Genomic DNA, 13886 nt, shown 5'->3' with positions numbered 1-13886 from the left:
TTTTTCCGACCGATCTGTTCGAAGAAGGTCGACGCGCCGTGCCGCTGCAAGCCGGAGCGATGCTGCAGGGAGGCTTCGCCTCGCCGGATGCCGACGCGCTGCTGGCTGACCTCCACTGCATCGCGGACATGGCACCGTTCAGGACTATGGTCACGCCGGGGGGATGGCCGATGTCGGTCGCCATGACCAATTGCGGCAGCCTCGGCTGGGTGACGGACCGCACCGGCTATCGCTACGACGCGCTCGATCCGCAGACGGGTGATCCGTGGCCGGAGATGCCCGAGACCTTCCGCCGTCTCGCCGAGCGGGCGGCCGAGGTCGCCGGCTATGCTCGGTTCGCACCGGATTCGTGCCTCATGAACCGCTACGAGCCCGGCTCTCGGCTTTCGCTCCATCAGGACCGGAACGAGAGGGACTTCGACGCGCCGATCGTCTCGGTGTCGCTCGGGCTACCCGCGACGTTTCTGTGGGGCGGCGCCACCCGAAGTGAGAAGCCGATGCGCGTGCGGCTGTTTCACGGGGACGTGGTTGTGTGGGGTGGCCCGGCGCGGCTGACGTTCCATGGCGTGGATACGATGCGCGGCAGCGGCAGCTTGGAGGGCGAGTATCGGCACAACCTTACTTTTCGCGTGGCCCGCTGAACGACGGATCGTGCAGAATCCGGACGTTGGCCACGTTGTCGGCGAGCGGCGTGAAGTGGTCGGCTCTTGCCATCCTAAGCGGCAAAGAATACCTAATTGTCCGTCGCGAAAAACGACCGAGCGAGCCGAATAAGCCCAGCCCTGTCGCGCATAAGTCGGCTATGTCCAGGCATGATCGACCAGCGTCTCCAACCATCATGCGTGTCGGTATGCCCGATGCGTCGACAGGAGCGCTATCGTGAACCGTACCATTGGCATCATTGGCGCAGGCCTCGGCGGCTTAACGCTCGCGCGTGTTCTCCATCAGCACGGGATCGAGGCGACGATCTTTGAGGGGGAGGCATCTCCGTTGGCCCGGACGCAGGGCGGCTTGCTCGACATCCACGAGCATAGCGGCCAGAGCGCGCTTAAGGCGGCAGGCCTGCACGATGCATTTCTGCTCCTTGTGCGTCCCGGCGAGGACGCCAAGCGTGTCGTCGGACCGGACGGCAGGCTCTTGTCCGACAAGGCAGGCGATCCGGCTTCGACGCGACCGGAAGTTGACCGCGGCGATCTTCGCGCCATGCTGATCGGATCGCTGCCCAACGGTGCGATCCGCTGGGGTCGCAAAGCGACCGCGCTGACTCCTCTCGGCGAGGGACGGCACGCAATCACTTTCAGCGACGGGACCAACGCAACGGTCGATCTGCTGGTCGGCGCCGACGGCGCATGGTCGAAAGTTCGGCCGCTCCTCTCTTCTGCGGAGCCGAATTACTCCGGCACCTGCTTCATCGAAATTGCGCTGCTCGATGCCGTAAAGGATGCAACGTCGATACAAATGATCGGCAGCGGCACTCTTATGGCGGTCGCGCCGGGCAAGGGAATCATGGTCCACCGCAACCCGGACGGAACGGCCCGTGGCTACGCCGCGCTCAACAAGCCCGAGGACTGGATCGCCACAATTGATTTCGCCGACGTTGCGGCCGTGCTTGGCCGGATCGCGAGCGAGTTCGATGGATGGTCAAAGACGCTGACCGCTTTCATTCGCGACAGCTGCATTGATCCCGTTCCTCGGCCTATCTTCGCTCTCCCGATCGGCATGTCGTGGGGCCGTGTGCCGGGTGTGACGCTTATCGGGGACGCCGCCCATCTCATGTCGCCGTTCGCCGGCGAGGGTGCCAACCTTGCGATGGATGACGGCGCAAGGTTGGCGGAGGCGGTCGTCCGCTGTCCGAAAGACGTCGAGGCGGCGCTGGCTACGTATGAACGCGACCTGTTTCCGCGCGCGGAAGCCGTCGCGCAGGCCTCGGCTGACAATCTCGAACATTTCTTCGGCAAGGACGCGCCGCACAGCGTGATTAGCCTCTTCGGCGGCCGAGCATAATCATGCGGTTCGGCGACCTTCTATCAAACGCCGCGCGCCAGTCGTCCCCCGCTAGCCAGATCGCTGGTCGACCCGTGGGTCAATGGCCGCTTTCGTCGGATTACGACGTTCGCGCAGCCGAAACGGAATGTCTCAACCTGGTCGCGAGGCGTCGACGAGTTTGCGCCCATCCAAGCCACTCGACCGCAAAATTACGAAGCTTGGAACCGGACCGTCGGATTATGACGGGGCTTGGGACAAAACGGTCGTGAGGAGCATGCTCAGGAACGGCGGTTTTCTACCTCATTCCAGCCTTTAAATTCCATCAATTGCGGCGTGAGATAGGTTTGCATATTTCATGCGACCATCCACAGCGCCATAGCGACCATCATCGCATTTTCAGTGAGCGACAGGAATCCCAGGGGGCATTACTATCGCCGCCGACGCAAGCGCATTTCAGCTCGCGCTTATCGACGTACACGGCCTTGATAACGGATACCGCGCCAATGCCGCCAATGAACAATGCGATCGGGACCGACAGCCAATGCAACGCGCCAGCGATCATCAATATGCCCGCCGCCCCTTCGGCATAGGGGTAGATGTAGGAGAAAGGCACCCACCGCTTGGCGAGAAGGTCGTAATTCAGGAACATGCTTGAGAAGCTCTCGACGTTCTGAATTTTGAGCATTGCCAGCACGCACATCGAATATGCGATGAACCACTCGGCCGCACGCGCGGTAATTGGAGAACCATACACGGCATAGCTGGTGGCAAGCGCCATTGACGCCGTGATGGCGAATACCGCAGCCACCGGGCGATATGTCACGGCTTTCGGGTCACGCACGGGCTTTCCAAACAAGGCGCGCAGATCATCGTAGCCACCAACACGCTTACCGTCGATGAAGGTCTGGGGAGTGCCATGCTCAGCCTTGAAGTCATCGACCTCCTTGCGCGTATGGAACTGGTGGTCTTCGATTTCATACCCCTGCCTGCGCAGAAGGTCTTTCGCCTTGAGGCCAAAGGGGCAGGTATGCTCCTCCATGACCATGCGATAAATCGTCGCTTTTTTATCCGTAGCAGACGCCATTGTCGTTCTCCGCTGGCGTGCCCGTCAGGCTTTGGTGAAGGGGGTAGCGAGTTCCAGGCGGATGCCGCCGGGAATGAATACAAGGAAGTGGCGCGTTGCCGAACCGGGGCGCATCGGCTCGGGCGGCACGTCAATAGTGACTTCCGGGTGGGTGCTAACCATGTTCCACGCCTTGTCCAGAACATCATCATTGGCGACCGCCAGTGACAAATGATGCAGGCCGATATTGGCGCGACGATCGAAGGCGCGGGCGGTCATGGGGTCGGCCGCGCGCCAGAGGGTGAGAAGTATCGTGCCATCGGATACGAAGATCGAGGGATCATCCGGTTTGCCGCCAACCAGGTCGAAGCCCAGCACGTCGCAGAAGAATGCGCGCGCCTGATCAAGATCGGGAACGGTAAGGCCCACATGGTGGACGCCACAGGTCAGTTTTTCCGTCATGATGATGTTGCTCCAATTCGGCGACGCGGGCGCGCAAGAGGTCAAGCTCATCCAGCAGGGGCCGAGTGGCTTCCGCGATCTGCGCGTCTGTGAACCGGGGTGTAATGTGCTGAGGGCAGTTCCAATCGAATCCGACTATGTCGATCACAAAAGCCCTCTCTCCTTCGGCGTCGTATCCCGGCACCATCAGCGCTGCGACCTTTTCAGGATCATCGGTGGTATAGGCGTGGCCGATCATTTTGAGCCGACGGCGAGCGGGGTAATCCATCAGGAACAGGCATACGCGATCATCGGCAGCCAGGTTTGCGGTCGAGAGGTATTGGCGGTTCCCACGATAGTCCGCAAAACCGATGCAGTTCCCGGAGATCCGACGCAAAAAGCCTGCCGGCCCGCCGCGATGCTGCACGTAGGGCCAGCCACCTTCGCTCATGCTGGCTAAGTAGAAGCTGTCCCGCGCGGCGATGAAATCCAGCTCTCGATCCGTGAAAACGTCCATCTCGCCCGCATGGGCTTCCATTCGCGCATAGGACGCCCGCGAGCCGTCGATTTCCTGCAAAGCACGTGATCGTGGGCCGAACATTGTCTTGAGGAATGTTTGTGCCATCGACATGGGCCTCCCTGGCCGTTTTGGGATCGGTGCCTGCCAGAAGCGCGCTCGCGCTCAGCAAACATCCCGGAATGGGGTTCTTCCGCTGAGCACATTGCGGGCCATGTCGCCCCGATCATGCTCCGCCAGCGACCCGGCGCTGGCGTCTTCCCAGAAGCCTTCATCGGAATAGCAAGCGAGGGCCTGCTCATACCGCGTCATCCGATCGGACTGCTCACGCAGGACGAAGAGGATGGCCTGGACCTCGGAAAAATCATCCCCGCGCCCCTCGCTTACGATAGCCGCGTTGTGCGCCTGGCCGTTGGCCTCAAGGAACCGCGAAGCGATCTTCCGGGATTCTTCGATGATCGATTGTTGCACTGTAGCCCTGGCTCCATAGCGGTTTTCGATTAGGCCGATATTATCGCGGCCCTTAGGCGATCAGGCCGGAGAAATCGGGTCACTGGCTGGGAACGTCTCTTCCAGCGCCTCGTCGAGCAAATCTTCCTGATGCGGAGCATAAGCAGACCGCTCGTAAGGCGTTTGCACGGGGCCATTTTCATTTGCCTGGTTCATGGCGAAATCCTTTCTTTCAATCGTTGCCGGGAGGTCGGCCGCTTGCGGACCTCCCGGCGATGCCCGATCAGCTCTGCACGAACGCGAGCAAATCGGGGTTGATGGTGTCGGCGTTCACGGTGAGCATGCCGTGCGAGAAGCCGGGATAGATTTTGAGCGTGGCGCGGGGCAGGATTTCCGCCTGGAGCACACCGGCGTTCTTGTAAGGCACGACCTGATCGTCATCGCCGTGGAGGACGAGCGTGGGTACGGTGATCGCCTTCAGATCGTCGGTCTGATCGGTTTCAGAGAAGGCCTTGATACCTTCATAATGGGCCTTAGCGCTGCCCATCATGCCCTGGCGCCACCAGTTGTCGATCACCGGCTCCATCACCTTGGCGCCTGGACGATTGAAGCCGTAGAATGGGCCTGCGGCGACGTCGCGGAAGAACTGAGCGCGGTTGGCGGCGAGGCCAGCGCGCAGGCCGTCGAACACCTCGATCGGGAGGCCACCGGGGTAGCGTGCGGTCTTGAGCATGATAGGCGGCACGGCGCTAACCAGCACGGCCTTCGCGACCCGGCCCTTCGGGATGCCGTAGCGAGCGACATAGGCAGCCACTTCGCCGCCGCCCGTCGAGTGTCCGATGTGGACGGCATTGCGCAGGTTCAGATGGTCCATCACCGCTGCGGCGTCCGCAGCGTAGTGGTCCATGTCGTGACCCTCGCTGACCTGCTCGGAGCGGCCATGGCCCCGGCGATCATGGGCGACGACGCGGAAGCCCTTGGACAGGAAGAACAGCATCTGCGTGTCCCAGTCGTCCGACGAGAGCGGCCAGCCATGGTGGAACACGATGGGCTGGGCGTCCTTCGGACCCCAATCCTTGTAGAAAATCTGGGTGCCATCCTTGGTGGTGACGAATCCGTTGCTCATGATCGTTTCTCCGTTGCGGGTAGGGTTGGGGTTGGTGAAAGCGGCTGCTGCATTGGGCAACCAGGGCAGGGTGGCGGCAATGGCGCTGCCAACGAGGACGCTGCGTCGGGAAAGGCTGTCCATGATCGTGCTCCTTGGGAAGCTCTGAGTTCGGAACTGGAGATTACCTGGACAAGCTCAGCCCGACCGGGGGCATGGGGGGAGGCCGGACTGAACTTGCCAAGGCCCCTTTTCTAAGGGAGGGGTTGAGCCGACAGCGCGCGGGGGTGCAGCCGCTTGCACTGTCGAGAAACTTGATGGAGCCGCATATCAGGCGTCCCTACCGGGACGGGTCTGGAGCGCCCGGTTGGTAATCAGGCCCGCAGCAGCAATCGCACCGCCCGTAATTCCCGCGACATCCGATGCGACGATGACAGGCTGGATTTCGTCAGCCATGCGGCTGAACCACTTCCTAATTGCGGGTACGTGTTTGCTAACGGTCACGGGAATGCCCTCGTCTGTGAATGTCGATTTTGACAGCGCGGAGCATCAGCCCACCGCTTGCTCGCACAATGGGGCTAACTGCGGCAGCGCCTAAGCTGTCTGGCAGGCAATGTTGCGAAAGCTGGAATGAACCGCCCGAATGCCGGGCAACTCAAGGAAGGTCAGCCGTAGCGACCGATCGCATCGAGCAAGGTCGACTGTAGGCGACGAACGATCCGCTGAAAGCTGGCATCATCACCAAGCGCCCGGGCCAGGACAATTGCCCCCTGTATTCCAGACACTGCCTCTTCAGCGAGATCCACGGCCATCGCTGGCGGAACCTTTGCCACTTCGAGGCAGTGAGCCAGAGCCGAAATCCACCGAGCGAAGTAGTCCTTCACCTTTACCGCGAAGGTTTCGCCAGAGGAGTTAAGCCCAAGGCACCCGACGACGCACACCCGCCTTCCAGAACGGAAATACGCAGTCACGTCGTCGAACATGGCCGTAACAGCCGCTGCCGGATCAGAAACATTCTCCAGCGGCGAGAAAATCGCGTCAGCGAACCAACCGTCGATGTTCTCAAGGACGGCCTCCATCATCTCATCCTTCCCACCGGGGAAGAAGTTGTAGAGGCTACCTTTGCCAAGGCCCGTCGCCTTCGACAGAGAGGCCAAGGTCGCGCCCTCGAAACCGTGCTCGCGGAATGCCTCTGCCAACGCCGGCAGCGCACTTTCGCGATCAGTGAGGGCGCGCTTGTTACTCAAAGCCCGAGGTCGCTCAGCGAAGCGTGGTCATCGGGACGGCGGCCGAGGGGCCAGAAGAACAGCCGCTCCGATTCCTTGATCGGCATCTCGTTGATGCTGGCATGGCGGTTCGACATGAGTCCGTCTTCGGCAAAGAGCCAGTTTTCGTTTCCGTAGGCGCGATACCACTGCCCGGCATCGTCGCGATACTCGTAGGCGTAGCGCACGGCAATACGGTTGCCGGTGAAGGCCCAGAGTTCCTTGATAAGCCGGTACTCGTGTTCCTTGTTCCACTTGCGCTCAAGGAAGCCCCGCGCTTCCTCGCGGTTGGTCGCGAACTCGACGCGGTTACGCCAGCGGGTGTCGAGGGTGTAGGCCAGGGCGACCTTGGCAGCGTCGCGGGTGTTCCAGCCATCTTCGGCCAGACGGACCTTCTCGACAGCGCTTTCGTGGGAGAAGGGGGGCAGAGGAGGACGGTACATTGGATTTCCTTTCGAGATGTGAATGGTCTTGGCAAGCGCCGGGGCCGCAAGGGCCGCAGCAGGAAGGGCAGCTATGAAAGTGCGGCGGTTCACTCGTTTCCCCTTTGGGGCTGTTGCCTTGTACCTATCGGTACAAACTTTGACCGATCGGTACAAGTCTTTTTACGCGGTAAATCGGCATCCGGTTCAGCGACCGGAAGACGCTGCATTTTCAGAGCCAGTGGTGTGGAAGGGTGCGCCAAAATATGGACGGCGCCGGTAGGCGTGGGCCGCGATTAGTGGCTCGTGCCTCGAAACAGTCGGCCCGTCAGAAGGGCTTCGTCGGAAGGTACTTGCCGTCGAGCGTGATGACGCAGCGGTGGCCGCCTTCGGGGTCTTCGCGCTTTTCGAGCTTCAGCTTGAAGTTGATCGCGCTGATGATGCCGTCACCGAAATCCTCGTGGACGAGCGACTTCAGGGTCGTCGCATAGACCTGGATCATCTCGTAGAAGCGATACATGGTCGGGTCGGTCGGCACGCCGTCCGGGAAGCTGCCGCGAACCGGGATCGCCTGCAACAGTTCGATCTCGTCAGCGGTCAGGGCGAGCGTCTCGCCGACTGCTTCGGCGGCACTCGCCGGCAGTGGGTGCTGGCCCAGCAGCGCAGCGGTGACGAACTCGCGCGAGAGGCCGCTGTTCGCTGCGATGGCGGTCCAGCTCAGCTGCTTCTCAGCCTTCGACTGGATCACGGCTTCGGTGAGCGCCTTACGGGCGGTCTGGGTCACTTGTACTTGGGTCATGGCTCTACCTTTCATCTGTAACGGTATGGGGGAGTAAGGGGGCACCCACGATGGGCGCCGAAATCCAGCGTCCTGCCTTGCAGGGCGTCAGGCAGCGGTGGCGACGGAGGTCGCGTTCGCTTCGGGATATTCGACCAGATCGACGAACCGGCCAGTCGAAGCGTCATATGCTTCGATCGATCCCTCGCCGATGTCATAGACCCACCCGTGGAGGCGGACGCGCCCTTCGGAGAGCGCCAGGGCGACGGACGGGTGCGTGCGGAGATTTGCGATCTGTGCGATGACGTTTTCGCGCACCATGCCGGCGACCTTGCCGGACTTGCAGCTATGCGAGTGAGCATCGTTGATCGCCTTGGCTGCATCGGCGTGGTGCAACCAGCTCGAAACGGCGGGCAGCGTGCTCAGGTCGGCATCGTTGGCGATGGCCGTCATCGCGCCGCAGTCTGAGTGACCGCATACCACAATGTCGGCGACACCCAGAACGGCGACAGCATATTCGACAGTTGCAGAGACGCCGCCGTGATGGGGGCCGAACGACGGAATGATGTTACCCGCGTTGCGAATGACGAACATATCGCCAGGCTCGCTTTGGGTAATAAACTCGGGAACAACCCGGCTATCAGAGCAGGTAACGAATAGCGTCCCCGGTTCCTGCTTGGTTGCGAGTTCATGGAAAAGCGGGATACGCTCGGGATATTCGTCCTCACGGAACTTCTTGAAGCCTTCGATTATCCTCTGCATTGTTTCGATCTCCTTGCTTGGTGAAGCAGGTATCGACTTGCGGCGTCTGATTGTCCAAGACTGGAAACAGATCGGGTCTATAAGCAGGCGTTATACAGATGCTCCTTCGCCATCTTCGTTACCTCTCGGCGGTGGTAGAGCATGGTAGCTTCACACGCGCGGCGCAGGCCCTGCATGTGTCTCAGCCGGCGCTATCGCAGCAGATACGCCAGTTGGAGGAGCAACTAGGCGTTCAACTGCTGGACCGTTCGGGGAAAGCGGTGCGCGCAACGGATGCAGGCGCAACGTATCTGAGCCATATACACCGGGCCTCTCGGGAGATCGACGCAGCGAGCCGTGCGGCGCAGGACGTGAACGATCTGAGTTCCGGGAGGCTGCGGGTCGGCTTTACTCCCAGCTTCAGCGGCTATCTGATCGCGCCACTCGCGCGGCGGTTCCGCGAGAAATATCCTGGGATTACCCTCGATCTGATCGCCTTGTCCCAAGACGAGATCGAAACCGACCTTGCCGATGACAACCTGGATTGCGCGATTGCATTTTGGGCGTCGAGTGTCACCGGCATCGTTGCGCAGCCACTGCACACTGAGCGACTATCGCTGATTGCCCGATACGATCACGCGGTTATGGCGACCGATTCCATTGATGTTGCGGGCATCGAGCGGGAGGAGATGGTTTTGCTGAGCGGGAGCTTCGCGACACGTCAAACCATCGACAAGCATTTTAAGCGCCATGGGATCAAGCCAAATGTCGTCATCGAGACAAGTTCGATGACGACGCTGATCGAACTCGTGCGGTCCAGTTCGTTGGTGACAGTCCTTCCGGACGCTGTTGCCTTGGAAAGAGACGACCTGCGTTTCCGCCCCCTTCTTCCTGCGATCGATGAACGAAGGGTCGTATTGCTACAACGTGAGGGCGGCTATCGGTCGGCCGCAGCAAGGGCATTCGTCGCTACGCTTGATGCTTTCGTGCAGGAGCTCAGGACCGTCACTGCCTTAGCTTAAACTAGGCACCTCATACCAGCGGCGTATTGGGCGAGTACACGTACGGGCGTCAGATTTCCGCGAACGGCCGGTTTCGGCCTCAACCGCCACTCTCGCTTCTGAGTGGGAATGACCTAATTGGTCGCACTCCGCCTTCCTGATTTAAATCCGTCTCTCAAAATGTATGCATTACAGGAAATCAACTTAGGCGGAGCCTTGAAAAAGAGTTTCATAGGTGTGCGAGGCGTCTCGTAAATAAGACATCCGTTCAAGTTGTTCATTCCAATGGAGTGCTGCTTACAACTTTCTTTTTAGTGTCGACGAGCAAGTGAGGCGATCTTGAATAAAGTGCTTGAGCGCCATGCTACGAACCGTCCGCGACCATATGTCGACAACCAACTTGCCCTGACAGAGTCCCATTGCGCCAATTTGCATCGAGCATTGCGGCGCATATCGCAATCAGACAACGGCGCAGGGACGGGCTAGCAAGCGCGAGTGGCATTTCACAGGACGGTTCGTCTGGGCAAGCGTCTTCGAGTGTGAGCGCGGGCTTGGCAAAGCGATCGAAAAGTTCATCACGTAGCCCTGCGCGCCTGCGAGCCCTCGCTAGGAGAAGGCAGATTGTGGAGGTTTCGTCGAGCAGCTGAGAGGCTGAAGTGTCGTTGAAGCGGAATTGGTCCGGCACTTTTCCTGTGAGGGCATCGCGCAGCGCGGCTTCGAAACCTGCGATCATTTTCCAAAGCGAATGCGCCGCTGGCTCGAGTTCAAGCGCCCTAGGATTTGCCCGTTCGAGACGCCGATGGCAGCGGGCGCAGCACATCCTCGGTGGCCCGTGCGGCGACCGCCCCATCGTCCAATGCGGACTTTCGCAGGTACCGCATCGGTCGACGAGCGGCCAGTGGTGTCGAGAACAAAAGCCTCCCGCAGCCATAGCCCAGTCGGCGCGGACATAGGCGGCGCGGCCGCGAGCATAGTCTTCGGCGAGGCAACGGCTGCACCAGGTAATCCGCAGGGAAAGAGCGGGCGCGCAGTCCTGACCAAGATGATCGGATGGAACGTAGCGTCAAGCCACAAAGTCGGGGTTGATCCTGGGATACCGATAGCGAAGGCTCAGTTTGGCAATCTGGTTCGGCGCAATGCCGGTGTTTGTGGCAAGTTCAGCGATCATCGATCTGGTCGGGTGGACGTCTGGATGACGCCAGTGGCCAGCGCTGTTTCGATAGGCCCGAAGCAAAGGCTCGTTCATAGTATTCCTATTGGGTTGCATGCGAGTCAGCCACGAACTGAGAAGCTCATCCGGGAATGGCTCCACGAAAGTCATAGGATCGCTCGGCCGATTGCCTTTCGCTTGCCTGCCGAAGCGTACATGGAGACGAGAGGAAGTGTTACGTCCTTTGCGTCGAAGCTTGCTGCGTCGAGCATCTCGCGGCCATCGCGAATTGCCGCGACGGCAGCCGCCTCAATGAGCCTGAATATTCGGCCGGTCACACCTTGGGTGAGGGCCAGCAAACGTTGCCGCGCTTCGACGGTGTCGAGCCGCGAAAGTCGTCTGAGGGGCAGGAGACCAGAAAAGCTTGCAAGGAGCTGGCGCAGGGCGTGATCGTTGCACCATGGCATCAACTCGAACGCTCCGAACCGATCAGCAAGGTTCGGATCGGTCAGGACGGCCATGCGCGCGTCCTCGGTGCCTGCGCAGACAATCGGGACTTTGAGGTCATTCGTCAGAAAACGGATTGTATTGAGGAACAAGCGCTGCTGGCGCGGCGTGCCTGCGAGCATCTTGTCGATTTCGTCGAGGACAAGTACCTTGGTTTCGACTTCGGCAAGCAAGTGTCTCGCTTCCGCCCGCATCGATCGCACGGACAGGGAGCTAAGCTCGACGCAATTGAGCGCGGTCAGCAGTTCAGTGTAAAATTGATCCTCCGCCGGCTCCGGCGGCATCTGCACCAGCAGCACTGGCATCCTGCTAAGCCCGGCCTTTGTATCGAACTGGGGCGCATGCAGTTTGGAGAAGCGGCTGACGATCTCGGTCTTGCCCATCCCGGTGGAACCAAACAATAACAGGCAGGGCATTCGCCCTCGAGGTGGATAGATCACCAGGTCCTCGAGGTGATAGAGCGCGGCTTCAGCCTGTGGCAACGAAATCCAACGGTCGCGCCGAAGCCAGTCGACCCGGGCCTCATCAGTCAGTTCGGCATACTCGCGGTAAGCCGGGAAGAGATGACCGTAGAGCATGCTTATGACCGTTCCTCGATGGCGAACGGGACGACTGGCCAGTCGAGATTTGGTGCTGCGAGTTGTTCGTTAGCTTCTCGAGCCTCGAGGTGAACCGTAGGCGGCTCGCCGCGGATGAGCGCATCCACGAGGCGTTGGGTCGTTCGTCGAGCCCCTCGGGTTTTCGTCACGGCGGCGAGCCCGATACTACGCTGTGTGCTCACCATCTCGAACAGCACCTGCTCGTCGACCGCGCCGCGCCCGCGCTCCCGAAGCGCTCTCAGGGCATAGTCGTGCTCGAACTTCGTGATCGCAGGGCGGCGCTTATCGCGGAGGGGAACAATCACATGCTCGCCGCCGGGCAGTTCGAGATAAATCGCCGAAAGGTTGAGCGGATTGTATTTGATGGGGAATTTATGGACGCCGTTCGCCACCAATGTGGTCAAAGCGCCGTGCCAATAGACCAAATGGAAGAGCTTGATGCCGTCGCGCCGAACCCGGCGCATTTCGAATGGAAGGAAGTCGAACAAAAAGCGTTGTTGGTCAGCCGGTAGCCTAAGTGGCTCAGTGCGCTTTGTCTGGTCATCGCGCCACGCGGTCATCGGCGGAACGCCGAGAGCTCGGTGAATAGTACCGTGATATATGCCCACCTGAAGAGCGAACCACCGCTCGAATTCCTTGAGGGTCATACAGGCCTCGCCCTCGGCGTCGAAGTCCCCCTTATTTTGAATGTTCGAGAAGGTGGTCCCCGGAAGTAGATTCACTTCGCCGATGGTAGTGCCTATCAAACGCTCAATGTGCCCGCCAAAGTGCGGAGTACGTGGAGGACGGTAATGAAGGTCGATGCCGAATTGCTGGCAGCCGCGAGAGAGCGCGCGCGAATGGAATTCCGAGGCGTTATCGAGATGGAGGATGTCGGGGAGGCCGAAGATTGGCCATGCGAACGTCAATTCGCGTTCAGTCAGCCAAGCATCCTTTGGTAAAACCGCGTGGCGGATCGCCATGCCCACCGAGGTCGCCGATGGTTTTTCCAGCGAAATGTAGAAGCCCGGGATGACGCGTGTGGCAACGTCGATCTGCAGGGTCAGAGTTGGTCGACCCAGTGGCTTCCGGAAGTACTCGTCGACGATGATGATGTCGACAAGCGTGTGATCCATCTGCACGACCTGAAGCGGATACTCCGCCTCGTAGGTGACCGTGACTGGACGGAAGCGATCTGCTGCAGCCTTGGCGCCATCTCGGGCTTTGATAAGGTGTTCCCGGTCCAACGCATCGACCCTAAGTAGAACCGTTGCCGCGCTGGAGGTCGGAGGTTCTGCTCAAGGCACGTATAGCGTATCTGCCGAACCAGCTGTGCGAGAGTCGGCTTTGGCCGGCTGAGATAGAATTTCGCTATCTCGGCATCGATCAGGCGGTCGATCTCGGAATGTAGGCGAGACCGGCCTTTGGGAAAACCGTCGTGATGATCGACCAATGAGCTGGTTACCGGATTTTCCCGGTATCTCGCCAGAAGCTCGTAGATGCGGGACCGGCTGAGGCCCAGCGTCGAGCCAGCCTCTGCAATCGCTTTGTGGCCAAGCCGAGGTTCCGCGGCAAGAGCGCGAATTACCGGCTCGCGCTCGCAAGCTGTACGCCATTGTGAAGGATCAACCGTCGTGAGGGCAGTGCCAGCTTCGGCCATGACCTATCCCCGATTTTTGCCAGGGACTCGTGTTGCCGGGTCCGGTCGTTTTGTAGCAGAACCGCGCCTTCAGGTCGAACGTCCGGAGGTATTGTTACACGTGACCCAAGCTTTTCTGCCATTTTCTCGTCCGCCCGTATTCTTTAACTGACACCCAAACGGCCTTGCCCGGGTGACGGACCGATGGCGGCGCAGCAGCACCGCTACCTACTTGCACAATCG

Annotated in this window: 16 protein-coding genes and 1 pseudogene; 3 read left to right on the top strand and 14 right to left on the bottom strand. The window is 60.2% G+C overall.

Features of this window, described 5'->3' with window-relative positions:
- Both alkB and PMI02_RS14210 read left to right on the top strand, forming a co-directional pair.
- On the top strand, positions 1 to 641 hold a 641-nt coding region (gene alkB / locus PMI02_RS14215; RefSeq protein WP_007683913.1), incomplete at its 5' end, for a DNA oxidative demethylase AlkB.
- Positions 642 to 879: 238 nt separating this feature from the next.
- Complete coding sequence (locus PMI02_RS14210; RefSeq protein ID WP_007683911.1) at positions 880 to 2004, top strand: NAD(P)/FAD-dependent oxidoreductase; 1125 nt, start codon at positions 880 to 882, stop codon at positions 2002 to 2004.
- Positions 2005 to 2339: 335 nt separating this feature from the next.
- Here PMI02_RS14210 and PMI02_RS14205 read toward each other — a convergent pair.
- The 11 genes and pseudogenes from PMI02_RS14205 to PMI02_RS14165 all read right to left on the bottom strand — a co-directional run bounded on the left by PMI02_RS14205 (position 2340) and on the right by PMI02_RS14165 (position 8789).
- A pseudogene (locus PMI02_RS14205) lies at positions 2340 to 3070 on the bottom strand (MauE/DoxX family redox-associated membrane protein).
- A gap of 24 nt (positions 3071 to 3094) precedes the next feature.
- A complete protein-coding gene (locus tag PMI02_RS14200) occupies positions 3095 to 3511 on the bottom strand; it encodes a VOC family protein (RefSeq protein WP_007683907.1) in 417 nt (138 codons plus the stop codon).
- The gene (locus tag PMI02_RS14195; protein WP_007683906.1) at positions 3453 to 4115 is read right to left on the bottom strand and encodes a pyridoxamine 5'-phosphate oxidase family protein; all 663 of its coding nucleotides are present in this window, start codon (positions 4113 to 4115) and stop codon (positions 3453 to 3455) included. The genes PMI02_RS14200 and PMI02_RS14195 overlap by 59 nt, the downstream gene beginning before the upstream one ends.
- A gap of 57 nt (positions 4116 to 4172) precedes the next feature.
- Entirely contained in the window at positions 4173 to 4478 is a 306-nt protein-coding gene (locus PMI02_RS14190) for a hypothetical protein (RefSeq protein WP_007683904.1), read from the bottom strand.
- A gap of 60 nt (positions 4479 to 4538) precedes the next feature.
- The gene (locus PMI02_RS28190; protein WP_007683902.1) at positions 4539 to 4673 is read right to left on the bottom strand and encodes a hypothetical protein; all 135 of its coding nucleotides are present in this window, start codon (positions 4671 to 4673) and stop codon (positions 4539 to 4541) included.
- 67 nt (positions 4674 to 4740) lie between these two features.
- On the bottom strand, positions 4741 to 5583 hold the full coding sequence (locus PMI02_RS14185) for an alpha/beta fold hydrolase (protein ID WP_036503876.1): 843 nt from the start codon (positions 5581 to 5583) through the stop codon (positions 4741 to 4743).
- Between the two features lie 309 nt (positions 5584 to 5892).
- Positions 5893 to 6018: a hypothetical protein gene (locus PMI02_RS28185; protein ID WP_255348714.1), complete on the bottom strand. Its 126-nt coding sequence runs from the start codon at positions 6016 to 6018 to the stop codon at positions 5893 to 5895.
- 209 nt (positions 6019 to 6227) lie between these two features.
- On the bottom strand, positions 6228 to 6809 hold the full coding sequence (locus PMI02_RS14180; RefSeq protein ID WP_007683898.1) for a TetR/AcrR family transcriptional regulator: 582 nt from the start codon (positions 6807 to 6809) through the stop codon (positions 6228 to 6230).
- Positions 6806 to 7270, bottom strand: coding sequence for a DUF1348 family protein (locus PMI02_RS14175; protein ID WP_007683895.1), 465 nt, complete (start codon positions 7268 to 7270; stop codon positions 6806 to 6808). The genes PMI02_RS14180 and PMI02_RS14175 overlap by 4 nt, the downstream gene beginning before the upstream one ends.
- Before the next feature lie 307 nt (positions 7271 to 7577).
- A complete protein-coding gene (gene cynS / locus PMI02_RS14170; protein ID WP_007683892.1) occupies positions 7578 to 8048 on the bottom strand; it encodes a cyanase in 471 nt (156 codons plus the stop codon).
- Positions 8049 to 8135: 87 nt separating this feature from the next.
- Positions 8136 to 8789 (bottom strand): carbonic anhydrase, encoded by a 654-nt coding sequence (locus tag PMI02_RS14165; RefSeq protein WP_007683891.1) that lies wholly within the window; start codon positions 8787 to 8789, stop codon positions 8136 to 8138.
- Between the two features lie 98 nt (positions 8790 to 8887).
- Here PMI02_RS14165 and cynR point away from each other — a divergent pair, with 98 nt between their 5' ends.
- Positions 8888 to 9790, top strand: a complete 903-nt coding sequence (gene cynR / locus PMI02_RS14160; RefSeq protein WP_007683889.1) for a transcriptional regulator CynR — start codon at positions 8888 to 8890, stop codon at positions 9788 to 9790.
- 1042 nt (positions 9791 to 10832) lie between these two features.
- Here the strand turns inward: cynR and PMI02_RS28390 are convergent.
- Genes PMI02_RS28390 through PMI02_RS14150 form a run of 3 tightly spaced genes read right to left on the bottom strand, consistent with a single transcriptional unit; the run spans position 10833 to position 13251 of the window.
- A complete protein-coding gene (locus PMI02_RS28390) occupies positions 10833 to 11090 on the bottom strand; it encodes a TniQ family protein (protein WP_157222522.1) in 258 nt (85 codons plus the stop codon).
- Positions 11087 to 12004, bottom strand: coding sequence for a TniB family NTP-binding protein (locus PMI02_RS14155; protein ID WP_007683884.1), 918 nt, complete (start codon positions 12002 to 12004; stop codon positions 11087 to 11089). Before PMI02_RS14155 ends, PMI02_RS28390 begins: the two co-directional genes overlap by 4 nt.
- 2 nt (positions 12005 to 12006) lie before the next feature.
- Positions 12007 to 13251: a Mu transposase C-terminal domain-containing protein gene (locus PMI02_RS14150; RefSeq protein ID WP_007683882.1), complete on the bottom strand. Its 1245-nt coding sequence runs from the start codon at positions 13249 to 13251 to the stop codon at positions 12007 to 12009.
- Between the last annotated feature and the right edge of the window lie 635 nt (positions 13252 to 13886).

Source organism: Novosphingobium sp. AP12, from assembly GCF_000281975.1.
Classification (GTDB): Bacteria; Pseudomonadota; Alphaproteobacteria; order Sphingomonadales; family Sphingomonadaceae; genus Novosphingobium.
This window is presented reverse-complemented; position numbering and strand designations above follow the sequence as displayed.

What these genes read in the sequence shown, in the direction of transcription:
- PMI02_RS14200 (WP_007683907.1), bottom strand. Translation starts at nt 3,511, where the DNA reads ATGACGGAAAAACTGACCTGTGGCGTCCACCATGTGGGCCTTACCGTT.
- PMI02_RS14195 (WP_007683906.1), bottom strand. Translation starts at nt 4,115, where the DNA reads ATGGCACAAACATTCCTCAAGACAATGTTCGGCCCACGATCACGTGCT.
- PMI02_RS28190 (WP_007683902.1), bottom strand. Translation starts at nt 4,673, where the DNA reads ATGAACCAGGCAAATGAAAATGGCCCCGTGCAAACGCCTTACGAGCGG.
- PMI02_RS14185 (WP_036503876.1), bottom strand. Translation starts at nt 5,583, where the DNA reads ATGAGCAACGGATTCGTCACCACCAAGGATGGCACCCAGATTTTCTAC.
- PMI02_RS28185 (WP_255348714.1), bottom strand. Translation starts at nt 6,018, where the DNA reads ATGGCTGACGAAATCCAGCCTGTCATCGTCGCATCGGATGTCGCGGGA.
- PMI02_RS14175 (WP_007683895.1), bottom strand. Translation starts at nt 7,270, where the DNA reads ATGTACCGTCCTCCTCTGCCCCCCTTCTCCCACGAAAGCGCTGTCGAG.
- cynS (WP_007683892.1), bottom strand. Translation starts at nt 8,048, where the DNA reads ATGACCCAAGTACAAGTGACCCAGACCGCCCGTAAGGCGCTCACCGAA.
- PMI02_RS14165 (WP_007683891.1), bottom strand. Translation starts at nt 8,789, where the DNA reads ATGCAGAGGATAATCGAAGGCTTCAAGAAGTTCCGTGAGGACGAATAT.
- cynR (WP_007683889.1), top strand. Translation starts at nt 8,888, where the DNA reads ATGCTCCTTCGCCATCTTCGTTACCTCTCGGCGGTGGTAGAGCATGGT.
- PMI02_RS28390 (WP_157222522.1), bottom strand. Translation starts at nt 11,090, where the DNA reads ATGACTTTCGTGGAGCCATTCCCGGATGAGCTTCTCAGTTCGTGGCTG.
- PMI02_RS14155 (WP_007683884.1), bottom strand. Translation starts at nt 12,004, where the DNA reads ATGCTCTACGGTCATCTCTTCCCGGCTTACCGCGAGTATGCCGAACTG.